Genomic DNA, 20,137 nt, shown 5'->3' with positions numbered 1-20,137 from the left:
CTGAGTTCGTCCGCTCTCTCCTCCACAGCCTGTGGATAATTTGCCACGCAAGACTCACATGCTGTGGACTCTTGTGAGGGCCTATGGGGTTAGGGGAACCCGAACCGGGAAATGGACTCGTAGTTTTGGAAAGGCAAATCGCAGCGCTTCGCTGCAGCAGGTATCAGCCATCACCGGAAGGCAGGACCGATGAGCCCCGAACATCGCAAGCCGGATAACGAGCACGATCCCGGTTGGGAGACCGACGAACAGGCGATTGTCAGCGAGCAGAGGCGGCGCTTCGGCGGGATGAAGGCCGGATCGGCCTTCTTCGGCTGGCTGAGCGCCACGGGCATGTCCGTGCTCCTGACCGCTCTTCTCACAGGCGCCGGCGCAGGAATCGGCATCGGCACCCAGACGGACCCGACGAAGCTCGCCGGGCAGGCGGCACCGACCGTTGGAATCGTCGGTGCCATCGCCGTAGCGGTGATCCTGTTCGTCTCCTACTACTGCGGAGGATATGTTGCGGGCCGAATGGCGCGCTTCGACGGAGCAAGGCAGGGCGTGGCCGTGTGGCTCTGGGCTGTTGTCATCGCCATCGTCATCGCCCTCCTGGCCCTGGCAGCTGGAGCCCGGTTCAACGTCCTCTCCAGCCTCAACAGCTTCCCCCGCATCCCAGTCGACGAAGGCACCCTGACCACGGGTGGAATCATCGTCCTGATCGTCGGAGCGCTCATAACCCTTGCTGGCGCCGTCCTCGGCGGGGCGGCGGGGATGCGCTACCACCGAAGGATCGACCGCACAGCTATCGACCTCTGAACGGGGCGGGAGCAGGCCCGGCGAGGGACTACGCTCGGGGAGCATGACCGCCATACCTCAGCCCCCGCCGTCGTCCGTCTCCGAGGAGCGTCCCCTCGCCCTCCTGACGGGCGTTGGACGCCGCGTTGGGATCGCTGCGGGCATCGCCCGTGTGCTCGCGTCCCAAGGATGGGACTTGGCGCTTTCGCACTGGTCCGCCTACGACGCACGCCTCCACGGCCAGGCTCGCCCCCAGGAGGTCGAGGAGATCGCAAGCGAGCTCCGCGCGCGGGGTGCGACGGTCGAGGTCTTCGAGGCCGACCTTGCGCACCCCGATGTCCCGGGCCAGCTTCTTGCATCGGCTGGCCGGCGCTCGCCGGTTCGCGCGCTCATCCTGAGCCACGCCGAATCGGTCGACTCCTCGATCCTCGACACGAGTCTGGACTCGTTCGACCGTCACTTCGCCGTGAACGCCCGTGCCTCGTGGCTGCTTGTGAAAGCCTTCGCCGAGCAGTTCCCCGAGAGCCTGCGGGGGCTCGGGCGCATCGTCGCGCTCACAAGCGACCACACCGTCCACAACCTTCCCTACGGTGCGAGCAAGGGGGCCTTGGATCGAATGGTCCTCGCGGCTGCCCGCGAATTCGGCGATTTGGGAATCAGCTCGAACGTCCTCAATCCCGGGCCGATCGATACGGGCTGGATGGACGATTCAACTCGTGCGGCCCTCACCGCCCGCCAACCGGGAGGCCGCCTCGGCACGCCGGAGGACGTCGCCGCCGTCGTCGCCTTCCTCGTGAGCGGGCCTGGGGGTTGGATCAACGGACAGTTAGTGAAGGCCGACGGCGGGTTCTCGGCCTGAGGCGACTTCGGGTGCTTCGGCCGCCGGGCGATTGCGGAGGAAGGCGGCGAGGACTATCGACGCGATCGCTACGAACGCGGCAACGAGGAACGCCGCGCGGAAGCCAGCCATCTGGGCCTCAATCGCGCCCGTAGCCGCGCCGGAAGTCGCAGCCGCCTGCGCCTGCGAAGCCATGACGCCCACGAGCAGCGCGGTGCCCGCGGCGCCTGCGACCTGCTGGAGGGTGCTGAGGATCGCCGAGCCGTGGCTGTAGAGGTGCGGCGGGAGTGGGTTCAGCCCGCTCGTGAAGGCCGGCGTGAACAGAAGCGCGAGGCCGAGCGATAGCCCGACGTGGAGCGCGAGGACCGCCCAGATCGGAGTCCCGGCGGCGAGGAACGCAAAGAAGAAGAGGACCGCCGTCATCAGCGCCGTTCCGGCGAGGGTGAGCGGCAGCGGACCCACACGATCGAACCATCTGCCCACGAACGGTGCGAGCAGGCCCATGACGAGCCCGCCCGGGAGGAGCAAGAGGCCGGTCGAGAGGGTATCGAGCCCGCGGACTTCCTGCAGGTAGATCGGCAAGAGGATCACGACGCCGAACAGCGCGATCATGCCGACGACAAGAAGGGCGGTGGCCACCGTGAACATCGGGTGCAGGAACGCCCGGAGGTCGAGCAGGGGCGATCCCGAGCGCTGGAGGCCGAGCTGCCGGAGGACGAAGAGCGCGAGGCACACAAGGCCGACGGCGAGCGGCACCCCTGGCCCGAGGCCGTTTCCCTGACCGCCGAGCTGGCTCAAGCCGTACACGAGGCCCCCGAACGCCGGAACCGTGAGCACCACGGAGATGGCGTCGAGGCGCGGGCGCTCCTGCTCGGACGCACCGCCCAGCTTGCGCGCACCGAAGACGAGCGCAGCGAGGGCAATCGGCAGGACCGTGAGGAACATGAAGCGCCATGAGAAGAACTGCAGGATGAGTCCCGAGATCGTGGGCCCGATCGCCGGCGCGACCGAGATCACGATGCTCACGACGCCCATAACCTGGCCACGGCGCGCGATCGGAACGAGCGAGAGGACGCTCGTCATGAGCAACGGCAGCATGACGGCGGTACCGCAGGCCTGGACGACCCGGGCGAGGAGCAGGACCGGAAAGCCGGGCGCGAGGGCAGCGAGCAGCGTTCCCGCGCTGAAGAAGCCCATTGCGAGGATGAAGACGGTCCGGCGCGTGAGCCTCTGAAGGAGAAAGCCCGTGGTCGGGATGACGACGGACATGGTGAGCATGAAGGCGGTTGCGAGCCACTGCACCGTAGGGGCATCGATGTGCAGTTCGGCCATGAGTCGCGGCAGGGCGACGTTCATGATCGTCTCATTGAGGATCACGACGAACGTAGCCGTGACGAGCGCGGTGATCACGAGACGGTTCTCGCGGGAGATCGGATGGTTGGACGCGGGCGTCACGGCTGCTCCTGAGGAGGTCGGGCGCGGAACTGGGAGAGGCGAGCCCTTGAAGGGCGACGACAAGGCACTGTGTGCAACATCAAGTCTGCCCGAAAATTCCCTGACAGACCGCGAGTTGCTGGAACGCGGGGGTTGCGTTGAACGCCGAGCGAACCGGAGGCGAACCCGAGCTTGCTAAGCTCTTAAAGCCCGACCGCCCCCAACGGCCGGCCCATCCCCCTCTTCCGTTCGAGTCGGACGCCTTCTGGCGCGCCGTCGGACACTCGCGCTGACCTCGAGGAGATCCTGCAACAGATGACAGTCTTGGCCTCGCGCTTCGCCTATGACGACTACGACGAGGACTACCGGTCCGACCTCGACGCCAAGTACGAAGAGGGCTTCGGCCAGAGTCCCGAGCCTGCCTACGACGACGAGGATGAGTTCGACGACCTGTTCGCCAACCTCTTCGACGAGGACGACGACGATGACGCACCTTCTGCGACACGGAGCGCGACGCGCGCGTCACGGAAGTCCCCCGCGAGCAAGATGTCGACTTCGAAGGCTTCGACCAGCAAGGTCGCACCCGCCCGCACCCCGGAGGTGGCCGTTGTGGCCGCTCCTCAGGGCGATCCGGTGATCGGCGCACTGGCCGAGGCAGCGACCCGTGCTCGGGTCGCGGCGGAGTCTGCGGGGAAGGCAGCCAAGCGCGCGGTTTCCGAGGCGGTTGCAAAGGCAGCAGCGGCGAAGGCGGCGGCCGCGGAGGCTTCCGCGGCCGAGGAGGCCGCCCAGCTTGCGCTCGCCCGTTCGACGGAGGCCGAGGAGCTCGCCCGGGCCGCTGCCGAGCGTCTCGCTCAGGCGAAGGAGGCCGAGGCGAAGGAGGCTGCGCGGCAGACGGCCGAGGATGCCCTCGCGCAGACAGAAGCCGGGCTCGCGGTCGCAGAAGCGGAGACCGAGACCGAACCCGCCCTGGCAGAGGAGGCGGACCCCGAGGAGGCGGACCCCGAGGTGGCGGACCCCGAGGAGACGATCACCCCGGCGACGAACGCGCCCGAGCCGGCGCTCGCCGTCGTCCGTGATGCCCTCGAGGTGACTGACCCGCTGCGGGCGCCCGCGATCGTATCCGTGACGGAGCACGTCGAGTTCTTGCGCAAGCTCCGCCCGGGCTTCGAGGTCCCCTACGTCGACCCGATGCACTCAGCCGAGGAGTGCCGAATAGTAAGCCTCTTCTCGAACACCGGTGAGGCCAGCCCCCAGGGCTTCGTGTGGGCGGGGGACGACGCTGCAGCGACCCGGCTCCTAGGGCTTCAGTACCAGCTCGGCCTGCGTCCGGAGTGGATCATGCCTTGGAACACCCACCCTTGGTTCACGCCAGGCGAGGCAAACGGAAAGCTGACGCCGGATCAGGTTCAGGCCGGGCTCAAGCCGCTCCTCGCGCTCCTCAAGCTGCTGCCGCGCGCCTCGGCGATCGTCGCGCACGGCCCCGAGGCGAACCGGCTCGCCCAGATGCTCCTGAAGACGAGCAACCCGCTCATCTGGCGCCGTGGCCTGAAGGTCTACAAGGCGCGTTCGCTCCACGGCCGCGCGTTCGCTGGGTCGAAGGAGCGCCAGACGGAGTGGCTCATCGAGATGGGCAAGGCGTATGCCGACGCGATGGCGCGCGCCGGCCTTCAGCTCCGCAAGGCATAGAAAAAGGCCCGCCCTCCGGGCTGAGGCTGGAGGGCGGGTCGGTCAGCGGGTCCGCGGCTTGCGCAGATGCGCGACGGGGTCGGAATCGAGAGCTACTTGGCGTTTAGCCTTCTTGACTGCGCGCTGCTCCTTGATCGACTTCGACGGCTTCTTGTGTTCGTTCTGATGTGGCTGCTTGTCCGGCATTTCAGCTCCTCAGGGTCGTCCCCCCATGAGCTGACGATACGCCGCTAGACTGCTGCGCACCATGGCCTTTTCGCACGCTCCTGCTTCCGGTTCCTCGTCCCCGGCCGCGGTCCGCATCGACTCGTGGCTGTGGGCCGTGCGCGCCTACAAGACGCGTTCCGCTGCCACGGCGGCGTGCCGAGCAGGGCACGTGAGGCTCAACGGAAACCCGGTCAAGGCCTCCCAGACCGTAGTCCCCGGGGACACGATCCGCGTCCGGCAGCCCGGCTTCGAGCGGATCCTCGAGGTGCACGTCCTGATTGCCAAGCGCGTGGGCGCCGAGGCCGCCTCCCGCTGCTACACCGATCACACCCCCGAGCGGCCTCCCGCGCCGTTCCTGGGCCTCCCACAGCGGGACAGGGGCGCGGGCCGTCCCACCAAGAAGGACCGCCGCGAGATGGAGAAGCTGCGCGGCCAGCGCGAAGGCTAGGCTCCGCGCTCCTGGAACCGGAGGATGCGTTCGACGGCGGTCGTCACCGCCGTCGACCCCGCGGCGAAGCTGAGGCGAACCGAGCGGCCGCCGGATGCGGCATCGAAGTCCGTGCCCGGGACGATGGCAACGCCCTCGGATTCGAGCAGTTCGCGGCAATAGGCCCGGGAGTCCTCGAACCGTTCGAGGTGGGAGCCGAGCTCGGCGTAGAGGTAGAACGCCCCGTCGGCTGGCGCTGCGGGTCCCCAGCCGAGGGCATCGAGACGGCCGAGGAGGGCCCTTCGCGTCTCCGCATACTGCGCGACCCAGGCGTCCGCCTCCGCGTAGGAGGCTGGAGAGAAGGCCTCGACGGCCGCGAGTTGGGAAGGTGCGGGCGGGCAGAGGGCGATGTTGCCGGCGAGGGCATCGACGGTTCCGACGAGTTCTTCTGGGAGCAGCATCCAGCCGAGGCGCCAGCCCGTCATTCCCCAGTACTTCGAAAAGCTCGAGATGACGATGGTGTCTCGCGAGAGATCGCTCGCCAGCTCCCACGCACAGACGCCGCGCGGGCTGTGCCTGTCGAGGACCGCGTCCGGGTAGGTGATGCCGTGATAGATCTCGTCGCTCACGAGCCGAGTCCCGTTGGCCGAGCACCAGGACGCGATGGCTTCGAGTTCGGACCGGCTCACCATTGTTCCCGTGGGATTCGCGGGGGAGGCGAGGATTAGCCCGGCGAGCTGGCCGTGCTCTCGGGCCGCCGAGTCGAGCAGTTCCGGCGTCGGCTGGTACCGGGTCTCAGGACCGCAGTCGATCTCGACGACCTCGCAGCCCAACGCGGCGAGGATGTTGCGGTACGCGGGGTACCCCGGTCTCGCGAGGGCGACGCGGTCCCCCGCCTCGAAGGCCGCGAGGAAGCCCAGCACGAAAGCCCCGGATGAGCCGGTTGTCACGGCGATCCGTGCCGGGTCGATTTCGAGGCCGTACCAGCGGCGGTAGTGCCCTGCGATCGCCGAACGCAGTTCGGCCGTGCCGAGAGCCGGCGTATACGTGAGCGGGCGCTCGGACGCATGGATCGCGGCCGCCTTCGCGGAGACGCCGGAAGGCGCGCCACCTGACGGTTCGCCTGCACACAGTGAGACGACGTCCCGCCCAGCGGCTCGGAGCTCATCGACGCGCGCGAGGATGTCCATGACCGCGAATGGGGCAACTTGAGAGCGGGACGAGGCCGCGAGGTGTCGGAGGCTCATGGGCTCCAGCTTGTCACAAGCCCTCGTGTGTGGGCCGGGCGCTCAGGTAGCGTGAGGCCCATGGAACAGGTTGCCCTCGTCACGGGCGCGTCGAGCGGAATCGGCGAGTCCACCGTGCGAGCACTCATCGCGGAGGGTTTCACCGTGTACGCCGCGGCGCGCCGGGTCGAACGCATGCAGAGCCTCACGGAGCTCGGCGCCCGGATCCTCTCCATGGACGTCACTTCGGATGAATCGATGACCGACGGCGTCCGGCGCATCCTTGCCGACGCCGGCCGGATCGACGTCCTCGTCAACAATGCGGGCTATGGCTCCTATGGGGCTCTCGAAGACGTGCCGATGACTGAGGCCCGGCGCCAGTTCGACGTGAATCTCTTCGGCCTCGCTCGCCTCACGCAGCTCGTGCTGCCGGGGATGCGGGCCAGACGCTCGGGGACGATCGTCAACATCTCCTCAATCGGCGGCAAGTTCTACGAGCCGCTCGGCTCGTGGTACCACGCCGTCAAGTTCGCGGTTGAGGGCCTCTCCGATTCGCTCCGGATCGAGCTCAAGCCCTTCGGGATCCGTGTCGTGGTGATCGAGCCCGGCCCGATCCTCTCCGAGTGGAGTGCGATCGCGAGCGAGTCCCTCTTGGAGAACTCAGAGGGCACGGCCTATGAAGGCAACGCGCGGAAGGTCGCGGGCGTCTTGGCCCAGGCCTACAAGCCGGGACGAGCGAGTCCGCCCGACGCCGTGGCGCGGACGATTGTCCGGGCGGTTCAATCGAAGAATCCGGCAGCCCGCTACCCAGTCGGGGGAGGGGCATGGCCCATCCTGGCGGCGCGGAAGGTGCTTCCGGACAGGGCGTTCGACGCGATTGTCCGCACTGTCTACGGGCACTGAGCCCACTGAGCCCACTGTGCAAGGGCACTGACTGGCGAAAGGCAAGCGCATCATGGAAGAGCTCGACGGGCAGTACAGCGAGGAAGAGGGCCGCGCTTCCGTTACTTTCGTTCGCTCGTACCCGGTGGGCACTGAGAAGGTGTGGAACGCCGTGAGCAGCGCCGACGGCCTGGACGGATGGTTCCCCTCCGCCGTCGCGATCGATCTTTCAACGCACACGGTGACGCTGACCGGCGATCCGAACATGCCGCCGTCGTCCGAACGGATCACCGCTTGGGAGCCCCCGAAGCGCTGGGCCTTCGACTGGGGCGAGGACACGCTCGAGTTCCTGGTCCAGGGTTCGGGTACCGATGCGGAGCTGACTCTGCGCAACTGGCTCGGTGATCGCACGGCCGCCGCCCGCAACGCAGCTGGCTGGCACGTGTGCCTCGCCGAACTCGCGGTCAAGCTGGGCGGGGAAGAGCCTGGCGGCCCGCACAGTGCAGGTGCTCTCGCATGGCAGCCCCTCTATGACGGCTACATTCGCGAGGGCCTCCCGTTCGGCGCGCCGATACCGGGGTAGTGGTCGCCGCCTTCTCCATGGGGGAAGCCGCTCGGGTAGTTCGGTTCTCGCAGGGAAGTGCACTTCCGGCAGAGGTGGAGTTCCCTTTTCGTCTGGAAGTTCCCTCATCGCAGGCTTCTGTGCGAGAGAGGAACTTTGCGCGACTGGCGGCCGGCGGGCTAGTGGTCGCCCGGATCCTTCGCCTCGTCCTTCTTCTTTTCCTTCGGAGATTCGCTCGTGCTCTGGGAGGAACTCGACGTTGAGGTGCTCGGCGACGGGGTGCTGTGCGAGCCCGAGGCCGTCTCGAGGTCCGTCCTGACGAGGGCGACGGCGGTGAGCACGTCCTGCTTGCGAGCCGCACTCAGTTTGCCTTGGGCCGCGGCTTCATTCGCTTGCCGTTCGATGTCCGCGAGCTCCTGCAACGCTTGGCCGTAGTGGCCCGCGGCGGCCTCGGCCCGCACGTTCTGCGCCGCCGATTGGAGGTCCGCGGCGACCCCTGAATCCATGTCCGACGCGTTCTGGGCGCAGCCAGAGAGGGTTGCGGCGGTGAGGCAGGCGGCTGCGGCAGCGAGCACGATGCGTTGTCGGCTGACGGTCACGGTCTGACACTCCGTTCAAGCTGGGCGATGTGGCTCCCGAGCGGTCCCGGGATATGAGGTGAGCCGGGCGCGATGGGTGCGGGCCCGGAGTCGGGCGACGCCGTGCGCAGAGCGAGCGGAATCACCGTGATGAGTGCAAGGACGACGACGGCGGCAGCCACCCACACGAGAGGCCGGCGGAGGAGCGGGTTGCGGCGAGGGGGCGCAGTCGATGTGGCGACCGGACGGGTTGCGGGGACGCGCTGGGGCACTGGGATGTGCCGCGTGGGCGCGTGCTGGAACTGCGCGTGCTCGGACGGGGCGTGCTGAGGGATCGGCGGGATGACTTCGGTGGGTGCGGAGTGCTCTGCTTCGAGCGTCTGGGCGACCTCGATCGCCGTCGGCCGCTCGGACGGTTCCTTCGCCATCATTCGCGGCAGGAGCGCGGTCCAGGGCGCTCCGAGTTCGGCGGGCACGCGCGGTTCGCGGAGCAGGCGGGCGACGGCGGACTCGACCGCACCGCCCGGGTATTCGATCCGGCCGGTCAGGGCTTCGAGAAGCACGAGCCCGAGCGAATAGACGTCCGAGGGCGGCCCGACGGCCTCTCCGCGTGCCTGCTCGGGACTCAAGTAGTGAGCAGTACCGATCGTGGTGTTCGTCTGGGTCACGCGCGTCGCGTCGATCACGCGCGCGATCCCGAAGTCCGTGAGCTTGGCAGGCCGGCGCGGGCCGACGGCAACGGCCGGGTCGGGGACGATGACGTTCGCGGGCTTGATATCGCGGTGCACGATGTCGAGGGCGTGGATGTAGGCGAGGGCGCTCGCGAGATCGGCGCCCAGACGCTGCACCTCCTTCCCGTTGAGGGGACCCTGACGAAGGCGTTGACGCAGATCGGTGCCTTCGAGGAACTCCATGACGAGGTAGGTGACCTGGGCCTTCCCGTCAGCGCTCGTCTCGGTCCCGACGTCGTAGAGGCGGACCAGGCTCGGGTGGTTGAGGCGGGCGAGGACTTCCATTTCGCTTCGCCTGCGGCGGCCGTTGCTCGGGTCAGGGGAATGCGCGCGGAACACCTTGACGCCGACAATCCGGCCGAGGACTTCGTCGCGTGCCCGGTACACGGTCGCCATCGCACCGCTTCCCGCGACCTCGAGAAGGCGGTACCGGCCCCCCATGAGGGAGGGCTTGAGCCCGGTGTCGCTCTCGGCCACGATCTGCCCTTCCATCACCGGACTTTTTCTCTCGGTCCAAGCCTAGTCGACCACCCCGTCCGCTCCGTGCTCGAGCACGGAGCGGAGGGTGTCGAGATCGCGTTGGACCGCCGCGGCGTCGGCCTCGAATTGCTCGTCGGTGACGCCGGCCTCACGGCGGAGATGGAAGACCGCAAGGCTGTGGGGGCCGTCGTGCAGGACGCGGAACTGGTTGAGGACCGTCGCGCCGGTGGGAAGGGTGACCTTGTGGTCGAGGATTCCCTCGGCGAGATCCCCCACGAAGCTGACTTCGACGTCGCCCATCGGCGACGAGGCGATCCAGCGCTCGCCCTCGGCTCGGATGCCACCGGCGAGTCCCTCGGCCCAGAGGGGGAGGTTGGCGGGATTGCCGGCGAAGGAGGCTACGTCACCGGCGGGCAGGGCAATGGGAGTGGTCAGGTGGCGGAACTCTGACATATCACGAGGGTAGCCCTCACGGCTTCGTCACCTCGTTCATTCGCAGCGGAGGGTCGCGAACAGGGGGCGATCTCTCAATTGAGGAATCAGGGCCGATCGAGGGACTTCGCCTGGTTGTCCGACTCTCGCTTCTCACGCAGGCGCCTCGCGGCCCAACCCAACGTCCAACCGTAGACGAGGTGTGCGACGAACACGTTAGCGGCTCTGCCGGGCCTGTCTTCGTGGGCCGGTGGGAGGATGCCCATTGCGGGGAGCCACCCTTCATACCCGGCGAGCCAGACCATCGCTCCGAAAAAGGTGCCGGTGCCTGGGTCTTGGAACCGCGGCGGGACGAGGCATGCGTAGAGGGCTCCGCCGCTCATCCCGTAGCCCACATGGGAAGCGAGGGCGAGAGCTTCCTTGCCCGTAGTGGGGAGGGATGGGAAGAGGGTCCGGACGATCTTCTCCGGTGGCTGGCGGTGGATCAAGCCGGAAGCTCCGGCGGCTCCGAAGACTGTAGTCATGGCCGCCGTGGCCGCGGCTCCCGCACCAGCACCGCGGATCGCCCGCCGTATAAGTCCCATTGTTCGACGCCCTCCAGCCGAGAATCTTCTCACCGGCGCACTACCCGCGCCCGCTTGCCTCAACCCGGCTTGCAGAAAGCGGAGGACGACGACGCACGCGGCGGTGCGTCGTCGTCCTCCGCTTCTTTCCGTTCCGGGTGCCCGAAAGCGCGTTAGTTCGCGTACCCGAGTTGCTCCTAGGGAGGATTATCTGTACCCGAAACGGTAAGGGGAGGGGAGGATCGCTTAGGGGGCTGGGGGAGGGTTAGCCGTTGATGATTTGGGGTTGGGCGAGGTGCTTCAGGCCTTCGGCGCCGAATTCGAGGCCGTAGCCGGATTGCTTGGCTCCGCCGAAGGGGATGCGGGGGTCGACGACGCCGTGGGCGTTGATCCAGACGGTTCCGGCTTGGAGGCGGGCGGCGACTTCGCGGGCCTTGTCGGGGTCGGTGGACCAGACGGAGGCGCCGAGGCCCACCTCGAGGGCGTTGGCCCACTGGATGGCCTGATCGAGGTCGGTGTACTTCACGATCGGGAGGGCGGGGCCGAACTGCTCCTCGGCGACGAGGGGGTTCTCGTTGTCGATGTCGGCGACGAGGGTGGTGGGGTAGAAGTAGCCGGGCTGGTCTTCTTGGGGGTTTCCGCCGAGGAGGATCCGGGCGCCGGAGGCCTTGGCGGCCTCGACGAGGTCGGCGACGATCTGGTACTGGGCCTTGTTCTGCAGGGGGCCCAGGACGTTCTGCTCCTCCAGGCCCACGCCCATGGGGACGTTGGCGGCGTAGGCGGTGAGGGCCTCGCAGACCTGGTCGTAGATGTCGGCGTGGACGTAGAGGCGCTTGAGGGCGGCGCAGGTCTGGCCGGTGTTGATGAACGCGCCCCAGAACAGGCCCTCGGCGATCGCGGCGGGGTCGGCGTCGGGCAGGACGATGCCAGCGTCGTTGCCGCCGAGCTCGAGGGTCAGGCGCTTCACGGTGTCCGCGCTGGAGCGGATGATGGCCTTGCCGGTGGGGGTGGAGCCGGTGAACATGACCTTCCCGATCGCGGGGTGGGTGGTGATCGCGGCCCCGACCTCGCGGTCGCCGGCGAGGACGTGCAGGACGCCTTCGGGGAGGGCTTGGTTGACGACCCGGATCAGGGCCAGGACCGAGAGGGGGGTGTAGTTGGAGGGCTTGACGATCGCGGCGTTGCCCATGCGCAGGGCGGGGGCGATCTGCCAGACGGTGATCATCATGGGCCAGTTCCAGGGCCCGATGGCCCCGACGATGCCGATGGGGCGGTAGTGCAGGACGGCCTTGGTGGTCCCGTCGTCCACGAGGGTCTCGGGCTCGAGGGGGGTGGTGGCGGCGGAGCGGAGCCAGGCGGCGCAGGCGCCGACCTCGAAGCGGGCGTTGGGGCCGTTGAGGGGCTTGCCCTGCTCGCGGGAGAGGATCCGGGCGAGTTCCTCGGCGTGGGCCTCCACGGCGTCGGCGGCCGCGAGCAGCGCCGCGCTGCGCGCCTCGTGCCCGGCCGCGGCCCAGCCGGGCTGGGCGGCCTTGGCCGCGGCGACCGCGGCCTCGAGCTCGGCGATCCCGTGCATCGGGCTCACCCCGACGAGCTCCCCGGTGGCGGGGTCGAGCATCTCCCGGCCCGGCTCGCCCGGGGACGGGGCGATCGCATCGAGAAGGGAAACCGTCTGCTCCAAAGTGGTATCCATCGAAACCTCCACATCGAGTCCGCTGTTGGTTGTCTCCAGTCTCGGAGCCGACTGTGCGCGGAGGCTTGTCTTGGGGTGAGCGATGGTTGTCATCGGGCGCAGAGGTGGTCTAGGCCCGTACCTCCTTGGGTGCGAGGTGGTGCCTGATGAGCGCTTCGGCGAGGATTCCGGCGTCGTGCATCGCGCGCGGGCTGTCCTCGGCGAAGGAGAGAATGACGCCGTCAAGGAGCAGCCGATAGTCCTTCGCAAATTCGCCCGGCTGGCTGAGGCCCGCGGCGTCGGCCAGCTCCGCGATGTGAGCAGTCAGGCGCGCAGAGAGTTCAATGCTTGCGCGCCCCAGAGGATCGGCGGGGCCGAACTCGGCCAGGACGCGGACCAGAGACGCATGCGGGCCGCCTTCGCTGTCCTTGCCGCACAGCGTCTCGGCGGCGTCGAGCACCCCCAGCAGGGCTTGAGGACCTTCGCCGCGCGCGGCGACCGACATTTCGAGGGCGTTCGCCCAACTCCGGTAGAGGTGCTTGAGATAGGCCAATGCGGCCTCCTCTTTGGAGGGGACATAGCTGTAGAAGGTGGCCCTCGCGACACCTGCGGAAGCTACAAGATCTTCCACACTGGTTTTGCGGATACCTTGCCGGGCAAAGAGATCGAAGCACGCCTTGAGGATTTGCTCCCTCATGAACCGCTCCTAGCTGCCCCCGCTGAGGGGTGGAGATGCCAAGCTCGGCTGCCGAATTGCAGATAAGCAGAGGGAATGGAGGTGTCTTCGCCGGGTGCTATGGCGATCATGCGGAGCCAGGCCTTCCGGGATTTCCCGTAGGGCAGATGCGGCGACGACCGCCCCTGCCAATGGGCTTCCAGATGGAGCAGGCTCCTTCCGCTCCTTCGTTGAGCGTACGGCTATCCGCGCGCTCATGTCTACGCGGGGATCCCTGCGCGGGCGAGGAGGGGCTCTTCAGGGCGCCCGGGTGTAGCGTTCTTGTAGGGGTGACGGACTGACGTTTCCGAGGCAGGGGAGGCTGGCGGAACATGCGTTCTGAGTGGACGAAGTTCGATGTGGCTGAGTTGCAGGGCCTCCTTCTTGAGAGCTCGGACCTCAAGTCCTTCCTGTTCCGTCTGACCCAAGTGGCCGCTCAGGAATTGGCTCGAAACGGCACCGCCTACTGCAGCGTCACGGTGCTCCGCGAGCGGCGCTGGGCGACCGTCGGGTTCAGTGAGGAGGTCGCCGCGAGTCTGGATGACCTTCAGTATTCGACCGGTGAGGGCCCCTGCATGACCGCGCTCAAGACCGGAAGAGTGGTTGATGTGCCGGATCTGGTCCACGACGACCGATGGCCCGCGTACCGGCGTCCTGCGCTCGAAGCAGGCATTCGAGCCGTCCTGGCAGTACCCATCGTCCTTGAACTCGGCGCCCAAGCCGCCCTGAACTGCTATGCAGAAGAAGCCGGGGCCTTCGACAACGAGGACAAGGCAAGCGTGGAGGCATTTGCCGATCTGACGGCGTCCTCTGTGCGCCTTGCAGTGCGGCTGGAAACCGAGATGGAGCGATCCTCGGACTTGAAGGCGGCCCTCGAATCGAGGACGGCGATCAATCTTGCTTCGGGAGTGATCATGGCCCAATCGGGATGCACCCAGGAACAGGCGGTCGAGATTCTCCGACGTGCTTCGAGCAGCCGGAACGTCAAGCTTCGCGACGTGGCGTCCCAGATCTTGGCTCGGTTCAATGAGATCGACCCGGCCACCCATTTCGACTGAAGGGCAACGATGTCCATGTGCAGGTGCTTTCAGGGGAGTTGGCGATGAGGACCGACCTTCCACTCGCACAGGAGCTTGCCGAGCTGACCGCCAGGCTCGCCGATCTTCTGCTGACGCGGGAGTCCGCTGAGGACGCCGTCCAGTCGCTCGCGCAGGCCGCGAAGGAAGCCATTCCCCATGCCTCAGGGGCAGGAGCAACCCTCATCGATCCACGCGGACGCAAGACCAGCACCGGGGCCACCGACGACGTGGTGCTCGAGGCCGATCGGCTTCAGTATGAGATGGGGCAGGGGCTCTGCCTGAGCGCTTGGGCCGAAGACAGGACCCAGATCATCGCGGACATCGAAACCGAGACGCGGTGGCCCGAGTGGACGGAAGCAGTTTCAGCTCTCGGGGTGCGGTCCGCGCTGAGCACGCCGCTGACGGCAGGTGCAACACCGATCGGGGCGCTCAAGGTTTACTCGGACAAGCCGGGGACGTTTACCGACCGCGACGTCCGCCTGCTGGAGATGCTCGCTCGCCCCGCGGCCGTCATGCTGGCGAACGTGCAGGCCAGGGACGCGGCCGAGCGGGCCAGCGCCATGATGTCGGAAGCCGTGGCGGACCGGGACGCGATCAATCTGGCGACGGGGATCCTGATGGAGAGGGAGCGTCTCGGTCCCGACGACGCGCTCTCGCGGATCATCTCCCTTTCACGGCTCAGGCAACGGGCCCTTCGAGACATAGCCCAGGACCTTGTCTCCGGGCGCCCTGTTCTCTGAGGACGCGGATGGGCACTGGCAACGACGATGCTGAGCGGCAGTGGAGGCTCACCCGTCAGGCCATGGACGAGGCCGGGTTGACGATCGGAATGGTCTGGTTGCGATACTTCAGCCTCACCGGGAAGGCGGGCGAGTACGAGGTCGACGCGTACCTGAACGGCCTGCTCGTACTGCCTGAGTTGCAGCGCGATCTCGTTTCCCATGCCGTGAACGAGCTCATTGACGAGAAGTCCGGCCCGCGGCGGGCGCCCTACAGCCGTGGTGCCGATGGAGACGGCAAGCTTCACGAGAGGCAGGACGAGTCCGAGGACAAGTGAACAGGGCGTGTCTCGCGCGGGCCGTCAGGCAAGGCTCTGGAGTACGAACGGCTTCGTTGTCGGCTGGGACGATCCGCCTGCCGGTTCGACCGTGACGCCGAGGTACGCGGCATTGCCGAGACCTCCCGAGAGTTCATTCCACGTGGAGCCGTCCCCTGCCTTGAGGAGCCCTGCCGGCTTCGCCGCGCCTGCAGAATCGATGAGCCAGAGCTCGTACGACTTGCCTTGAGGCGGCGACGCCATCCCGATCGTCACCACGCCGGCGAGCCCGGCGTCCTTCGAGTGAACGATGAGCATGGTTGCGCCCCCGGGGGCCGGGACCTCCTGAACCTTCGCGTCGGGGGACGAGAGGATCCTGTCGATGACCGACGAGCGTGAGTTCTGCGAGGCGGCCAGCGTCCGCATGGCATCGTCACGTTCGCGCTGCTGCTGAACTCCCCACAGCCCGGCCCCTCCGGCCGCGACGAGAAGGACGGCGGCAGCTGCCGCGAGCCAGCGTGCGCTCGTGGGGAAGGCACGACGGCGGCGCTCGGCGAAGCGGTCAGCGCCTGCGCTCGCGGGGCTGGTCTCCTCCTTTGCTCCCACCTCAGCCTGGGGCGTGATCGCGATCTGGGCCATGAGCCGTTCCTTGAGAGCGGGTGGCGGGGCGACCGGCGTCGTCCCTGCGGCGAGCAGCGCCGCCGTCTCGCTCAGCTCGCGCGCCTCTTCCGCCGTCGGATGCCCGAACGGAAGGCTTTTCTCGAAGCGGCCCCGCTCTTCGCCGTCGAGCGCGTTGAGCGCGTAGACGCCGGTCAGCAGGTGCAGCTGGTCATCCATGGCTCACTCCCAACACGTCTCTCAGACGGATCATGCCGTCGCGGATCCTGGTCTTCACGGTGCCCAGGGGCAGTCCTAGGGCGTCGGCCACTTCCCCATACGTATAGCCGCCGTAATAGGCGAGGCGGATCGCCTGCCGCTGAACCTCGGTAAGCGACTCGAGCGCCTTGTGCACCCGCTCGCTCTCGAGCGCCACCTCGACGCGGTGTTCGACGTCGTCGTAGCTCTCGCGGAAGTCCTTGGCACCTTCGCGGAGGTCCCTGTCCGCGGACGCTTGGGCGGCGCGGACGCGGTCGACGGCCCGGCGATGGGCCATGACCGTGATCCACGCCCGCGCGCGCCCGCGGTCGGAGTCGAAGCGCTTGGCCTGTTGCCAGACCTCGAGGAAGACTTCCTGGGTCACTTCCTCGCTCTGGGCCGGATCCCGCACCACACGCAGCACGAGGCCGTGCACGAGCGGGGCGAGCGCATCGTAGAGGTGCCCGAAGGCTTCCTGATCGCCGTTCGCAACGCGCGCCATGAGCGCGTCGACGTCGGGGGCAGCGGCGTTGCCCGCGTCTCGATACGGCATGCAGACAACTGTCTCACGTCTCGGCACTGGGGCTCCCTCGGCTCGGCGGTTACAGGGGCGGGCGCCGCCCGGCTACCCGCCCGGACGGCGCTCGCACGGCGGGTCTCCCTAGTTCGCGGGGGGCATGAGGACCGAGTCGATGAGATACACCGTGGCGTTGGCGGTGTGCACGCCGCCACAGATGACGTTGGCGCCGTTGACCTTGAGGCTGTTGCCCGAGCCGGTGACGGTGAGCTTCTGGCCCTCGACCGTCGTGTGGTCGCCGTCGATCGACGAAGGTTCGATCTGGCCCGCCACCACGTGGTAGGTCAGGATCTTCTTCAAGGTCGCGTCGTCGGTCTTGAGGCTGCCGAGCGTGTTCGGGTCAATCTTGGCGAAGGCCGAGTCGACGGGCGCGAAGACGGTGAACTGGCTCGAGTCGAGCGTGTCGACGAGGTTGACCTTGGGGTTGAGCTTGCCCGACACCGCCGAAACGAGGGTGGTCAGCATCGGATTGTTCGACGCCGCAACTGCGACTGGGTCTGCCGCCATCCCTTGAACCGAGGCGGGCCCGCTGGGGTTTGACTGGGCGTACGAGGCGCAGCCCGGCCCCACAAGGCCGGCTGCTGGGTCAGCCGTTGTCGTAGAGGAGGCCATCGGGGACATCGGGCTGGTCATGGCGCTCGGAGAACTGGCGGCGGACGACGTCGACCCGCCGCTCGCCGTCGTCGAGCCTCCGCAGGCGGCAAGGCCGAGGGCCGTGAGGGCGGCGAGGCCGACGACGGCCGAGGTGCGCTGGATGCTCTTCATGGCTTCACTCCTGTTTCATCGGTTTCCCCGCCGGTCGGCTGGGGTTGCACGGGAGGTTCGGAGCGGGTGCGCGAGCGGATTGGAATGGCTGATTCCAATCCGGCAGGGGTGATCGTTTCGAACGGTGGGCATGGGCGCGAACATTCTCATCGGCTTCCTCGGTGGCCTCATCACCGGCATCTCGCCGTGCATCCTCCCGGTCCTCCCGGTGATCTTCGTCTCCGGTGGCCTCGACAGCGCGCGTCCAGGGGCGCCGTCGTCCGTTCAGGTGCGTAGGGCCTCCCGATGGCGGCCCTACCAAGTGATCGCGGGACTCGTGCTGAGCTTCAGCGCCTTCACCCTGCTCGGCTCGCTCATTCTCGGCCTTCTCGGACTCCCGCAGGACTTCTTCCGGTGGGCGGGGATCGGGGTACTCGCTGCTGTTGGCCTCGGACTCATGGTTCCGCGCTTTGAGGAGCTGCTCGAGAAGCCCTTCTCCTGGATTCCTGCCCGCAGGGTCGACGCGCGGCGAGGCGGCCTCGGCCTCGGGCTAGCCCTCGGGGCCGTGTTCGTCCCATGCGCCGGGCCTGTGCTGGCAGCTATCACCGTCTCCGGGGCGACGGGGAGGATCGGACCGGAGACCGTAGCGCTGACGCTCTCATTCGCGCTCGGCGTCTCGGTCCCGCTGCTGTTCTTCGCCCTCGCTGGTCGCGGCCTCGCAGAGCGGCTGAAATCGTTCCGCCGCCGCCAACGCACCATTCGCATCACCGCCGGGGTGCTCATGATCGCCCTCGCGGCCGGACTCGCCCTAGACCTCCCGGCCGCCGTGCAGCGTCTCATCCCCGACTACACCGCGGGACTCCAAGACCGGCTAGCGCCCTCGGCCGGCAGCCCCCTAGACCTCGGAGGCCTCGTGACCAATGAGAACCGCGGGCTCGACCGATGCACCCAGAACGCGACCGTCCTCCAGGACTGTGGACCGGCGCCGGCCTTCCACGACGTCACGGCGTGGCTCGGTTCCCAGCCGCTCACCCTCGCACAGTTGCGGGGGAAGGTTGTGCTGATCGACTTCTGGGCGTATTCGTGCATCAACTGCCAGCGCTCGCTGCCGCACATCGTCCAGCTAAACGACACCTACCGCTCGGACGGGCTCGAGGTGATCGGGATCCACACGCCTGAATACGCGTTCGAGCGCGTTCAGGGCAACGTCGAAGCCGGGATCGCTCAGCACGGCATCGACTACCCGGTTGCGATGGACAACTCGTACGGGACGTGGACCGCGTACCGGAACAGGTTCTGGCCGGCGCAATACCTCATCGACGCGAACGGCAACGTACGGCACGTCCAGCAGGGAGAGGGCGGGTACCAGACCACGGAATCGCTCGTGCGGCAGCTGCTCGACCAGGCTCACCCCGGCATCTCGCTCCCACAGCCGGTGGAGGGCGCCGACACCGCGCCCGCGCCTGGAAGCACGACGCCGGAGACATTCCTCGGCGTCGCCAAGCAGGTGAACTACGCCGGAGCCCAGCCGTATTCGCCCGGGACGGGCAACTTCTCGTACCCGGCGTCACAGCGTCCGGACTCGTTTGCCCTGGCCGGGCCTTGGATGCTCGACACCCAGCGCATTGTCGCCCCAGCGTCGAGCGGGCCGTCGGAGCCACCTTCGCAGGTTCGGCTGCGGTTCCACGCCCGCCGGGTCGAAGCCGTCCTCGGTGGGACGGGGACGCTCACGGTGCATGAGCCCGGGGGGCAGAAGACTGTCACCGTATCCGGGGCCCCGCGCTCATATCTGCTGTTCGACGCTTCGTCCGGGCAGAGCGGGACCCTCGACGTGGCCGCGAGCCCTGGCCTCGAGCTCTACTCGTTCACGTTCGGGTGATCAGCGCGTCTCGGGGCATCACTCCTTGAGCAGCCCGACCACCATCGTCCGGTGCAGCGTCTCGACGTGCTTGCGGGAGACGGCCGCCGCGGCGACAGCGTCCTTGGCGTGGAGCGCTGCGGTGAGGGCGGCGTGGTCGCGGTTGGCGACGTGCAGCTGCTCGATCGGGTACGGGACGAAGAAGGCGTAGAGCTCGTCGAGCGAGTGCTGGTACTCCTCGACGGCGGTGCCCAAGCCCGAAGCCTGCCCGACGACCTCGTGGAAGGCTGCGTCGGCCTGGTGATATTCGGCCCATCCGGTCGTCGCCGCCATTCGCGCGGTGAGCGCTTCGAGCTCCGAGAGCTGCTCCTCGCTCGCGTTGAGGGCGGCGAAGTGCCCAACGGAGGTCTCGAAGAGCATTCGCCGGTCGATCATCCTGTGGATCTCCGAGAATTCGGACGCCGGCATCGTGAGATCGCGGAGGATGTCCGCGGGAGGATCCTCGGCGACGAACGTGCCGCCGCCGCGTCCCCTGAGACGGACGACGACGCCGTCCTCGGCCAGCGAGGCGAGGGCCCGGCGGGCGGTCATAGGGCTCACGGAAAGGCCGAGCGCGACGTCTTCCTTGTCGGGAAGCCGCTCGCCGGGCTTCAGGAGTCCCAGGCGGATCGCGACGCCGATCCTCATCCGCACGGCGTCGATCGCGCTCCGGCGCCCGATGCCGGCGAGTGAGGCGTCGTCGATGAGCGTCACTTCAGGCTCCTGTTCCCTCGAAAAGCCG

Annotated in this window: 23 protein-coding genes; 10 read left to right on the top strand and 13 right to left on the bottom strand. The window is 67.8% G+C overall.

What is annotated here, in order from left to right:
* Positions 1-189: 189 nt before the first annotated feature.
* Together LK10_RS05265 and LK10_RS05260 are read left to right on the top strand one after the other, a co-directional pair.
* Positions 190-798: a hypothetical protein gene (locus LK10_RS05265; protein ID WP_052206983.1), complete on the top strand. Its 609-nt coding sequence runs from the start codon at positions 190-192 to the stop codon at positions 796-798.
* A 43-nt stretch (positions 799-841) separates the two neighbouring features.
* On the top strand, positions 842-1,636 hold the full coding sequence (locus LK10_RS05260) for an SDR family oxidoreductase (RefSeq protein WP_052206982.1): 795 nt from the start codon (positions 842-844) through the stop codon (positions 1,634-1,636).
* Here LK10_RS05260 and LK10_RS05255 read toward each other — a convergent pair.
* A complete protein-coding gene (locus LK10_RS05255) occupies positions 1,604-3,133 on the bottom strand; it encodes an MDR family MFS transporter (protein WP_081998294.1) in 1,530 nt (509 codons plus the stop codon). The two genes, LK10_RS05260 and LK10_RS05255, sit on opposite strands and share 33 nt — an antisense overlap.
* 1,014 nt (positions 3,134-4,147) lie before the next feature.
* Between LK10_RS05255 and LK10_RS05250 the strand changes: the two genes are divergently transcribed.
* Positions 4,148-4,735 carry a uracil-DNA glycosylase gene (locus LK10_RS05250; RefSeq protein ID WP_408021437.1) on the top strand — a complete coding sequence of 196 codons (588 nt, stop codon included), beginning with the start codon at positions 4,148-4,150 and terminating at the stop codon, positions 4,733-4,735.
* A gap of 42 nt (positions 4,736-4,777) precedes the next feature.
* On the opposite strand, the gene LK10_RS22215 is transcribed toward LK10_RS05250, so the two are convergent.
* Positions 4,778-4,921 (bottom strand): hypothetical protein, encoded by a 144-nt coding sequence (locus LK10_RS22215; RefSeq protein ID WP_197061860.1) that lies wholly within the window; start codon positions 4,919-4,921, stop codon positions 4,778-4,780.
* A 61-nt stretch (positions 4,922-4,982) separates the two neighbouring features.
* On the opposite strand from LK10_RS22215, the gene LK10_RS05245 reads away from it, so the two are divergent.
* Entirely contained in the window at positions 4,983-5,390 is a 408-nt protein-coding gene (locus LK10_RS05245) for an RNA-binding S4 domain-containing protein (RefSeq protein ID WP_043120744.1), read from the top strand.
* Here the strand turns inward: LK10_RS05245 and LK10_RS05240 are convergent.
* Positions 5,387-6,616: an aminotransferase class I/II-fold pyridoxal phosphate-dependent enzyme gene (locus LK10_RS05240; protein WP_043120742.1), complete on the bottom strand. Its 1,230-nt coding sequence runs from the start codon at positions 6,614-6,616 to the stop codon at positions 5,387-5,389. The genes LK10_RS05245 and LK10_RS05240 overlap by 4 nt on opposite strands.
* Positions 6,617-6,676: 60 nt before the next feature.
* On the opposite strand from LK10_RS05240, the gene LK10_RS05235 reads away from it, so the two are divergent.
* Both LK10_RS05235 and LK10_RS05230 read left to right on the top strand, forming a co-directional pair.
* Positions 6,677-7,498 carry an oxidoreductase gene (locus tag LK10_RS05235; protein ID WP_043120740.1) on the top strand — a complete coding sequence of 274 codons (822 nt, stop codon included), beginning with the start codon at positions 6,677-6,679 and terminating at the stop codon, positions 7,496-7,498.
* A gap of 52 nt (positions 7,499-7,550) precedes the next feature.
* Entirely contained in the window at positions 7,551-8,060 is a 510-nt protein-coding gene (locus LK10_RS05230; RefSeq protein WP_043120738.1) for an SRPBCC domain-containing protein, read from the top strand.
* Between the two features lie 158 nt (positions 8,061-8,218).
* Here LK10_RS05230 and LK10_RS05225 read toward each other — a convergent pair whose 3' ends face one another.
* The 6 genes from LK10_RS05225 to LK10_RS05200 form a co-directional block, all read right to left on the bottom strand.
* Positions 8,219-8,638: a hypothetical protein gene (locus LK10_RS05225; RefSeq protein WP_043120735.1), complete on the bottom strand. Its 420-nt coding sequence runs from the start codon at positions 8,636-8,638 to the stop codon at positions 8,219-8,221.
* Complete coding sequence (locus tag LK10_RS05220; RefSeq protein WP_052206981.1) at positions 8,635-9,840, bottom strand: serine/threonine-protein kinase; 1,206 nt, start codon at positions 9,838-9,840, stop codon at positions 8,635-8,637. The genes LK10_RS05225 and LK10_RS05220 overlap by 4 nt, the downstream gene beginning before the upstream one ends.
* 27 nt (positions 9,841-9,867) lie before the next feature.
* The gene (locus LK10_RS05215) at positions 9,868-10,281 is read right to left on the bottom strand and encodes a hypothetical protein (protein WP_043120734.1); all 414 of its coding nucleotides are present in this window, start codon (positions 10,279-10,281) and stop codon (positions 9,868-9,870) included.
* Positions 10,282-10,367: 86 nt separating this feature from the next.
* Positions 10,368-10,844, bottom strand: coding sequence for a DUF6789 family protein (locus LK10_RS05210; RefSeq protein WP_052206980.1), 477 nt, complete (start codon positions 10,842-10,844; stop codon positions 10,368-10,370).
* Between the two features lie 244 nt (positions 10,845-11,088).
* Positions 11,089-12,438 carry an aldehyde dehydrogenase family protein gene (locus tag LK10_RS05205; protein WP_408021436.1) on the bottom strand — a complete coding sequence of 450 codons (1,350 nt, stop codon included), beginning with the start codon at positions 12,436-12,438 and terminating at the stop codon, positions 11,089-11,091.
* A 184-nt stretch (positions 12,439-12,622) separates the two neighbouring features.
* Positions 12,623-13,189, bottom strand: coding sequence for a TetR/AcrR family transcriptional regulator (locus LK10_RS05200; RefSeq protein WP_043120731.1), 567 nt, complete (start codon positions 13,187-13,189; stop codon positions 12,623-12,625).
* Between the two features lie 350 nt (positions 13,190-13,539).
* Between LK10_RS05200 and LK10_RS05195 the strand changes: the two genes are divergently transcribed.
* From LK10_RS05195 to LK10_RS05185, 3 genes are read left to right on the top strand one after another with little or no spacing between them, the layout of a single operon-like run.
* Positions 13,540-14,265, top strand: coding sequence for a GAF and ANTAR domain-containing protein (locus tag LK10_RS05195; RefSeq protein WP_043120727.1), 726 nt, complete (start codon positions 13,540-13,542; stop codon positions 14,263-14,265).
* 44 nt (positions 14,266-14,309) lie between these two features.
* On the top strand, positions 14,310-15,026 hold the full coding sequence (locus LK10_RS05190; RefSeq protein WP_043120959.1) for a GAF and ANTAR domain-containing protein: 717 nt from the start codon (positions 14,310-14,312) through the stop codon (positions 15,024-15,026).
* Between the two features lie 8 nt (positions 15,027-15,034).
* Positions 15,035-15,343 carry a hypothetical protein gene (locus LK10_RS05185; protein WP_043120725.1) on the top strand — a complete coding sequence of 103 codons (309 nt, stop codon included), beginning with the start codon at positions 15,035-15,037 and terminating at the stop codon, positions 15,341-15,343.
* A gap of 24 nt (positions 15,344-15,367) precedes the next feature.
* On the opposite strand, the gene LK10_RS05180 is transcribed toward LK10_RS05185, so the two are convergent.
* The 3 genes from LK10_RS05180 to LK10_RS05170 all read right to left on the bottom strand — a co-directional run bounded on the left by LK10_RS05180 (position 15,368) and on the right by LK10_RS05170 (position 17,519).
* A complete protein-coding gene (locus LK10_RS05180; protein ID WP_043120722.1) occupies positions 15,368-16,159 on the bottom strand; it encodes an anti-sigma factor in 792 nt (263 codons plus the stop codon).
* Entirely contained in the window at positions 16,152-16,730 is a 579-nt protein-coding gene (gene sigK / locus LK10_RS05175; RefSeq protein WP_043120719.1) for an ECF RNA polymerase sigma factor SigK, read from the bottom strand. Before sigK ends, LK10_RS05180 begins: the two co-directional genes overlap by 8 nt.
* Positions 16,731-16,838: 108 nt before the next feature.
* Positions 16,839-17,519: a fasciclin domain-containing protein gene (locus tag LK10_RS05170; RefSeq protein ID WP_043120716.1), complete on the bottom strand. Its 681-nt coding sequence runs from the start codon at positions 17,517-17,519 to the stop codon at positions 16,839-16,841.
* Between the two features lie 130 nt (positions 17,520-17,649).
* Here LK10_RS05170 and LK10_RS05165 point away from each other — a divergent pair, with 130 nt between their 5' ends.
* The gene (locus LK10_RS05165) at positions 17,650-19,377 is read left to right on the top strand and encodes a cytochrome c biogenesis protein CcdA (protein WP_043120714.1); all 1,728 of its coding nucleotides are present in this window, start codon (positions 17,650-17,652) and stop codon (positions 19,375-19,377) included.
* 18 nt (positions 19,378-19,395) lie between these two features.
* Here the strand turns inward: LK10_RS05165 and LK10_RS05160 are convergent, their stop codons facing one another.
* The gene (locus tag LK10_RS05160; protein WP_043120713.1) at positions 19,396-20,109 is read right to left on the bottom strand and encodes a FadR/GntR family transcriptional regulator; all 714 of its coding nucleotides are present in this window, start codon (positions 20,107-20,109) and stop codon (positions 19,396-19,398) included.
* Positions 20,110-20,137 lie beyond the last annotated feature (28 nt).

The sequence above is a fragment of the Sinomonas humi genome (genome assembly GCF_000802235.1).
Taxonomy (GTDB): domain Bacteria; phylum Actinomycetota; class Actinomycetes; order Actinomycetales; family Micrococcaceae; genus Sinomonas; species Sinomonas humi.
Note: the sequence above shows the minus strand (reverse complement) of the source record. Positions and strands in the feature narration are given on the sequence as shown.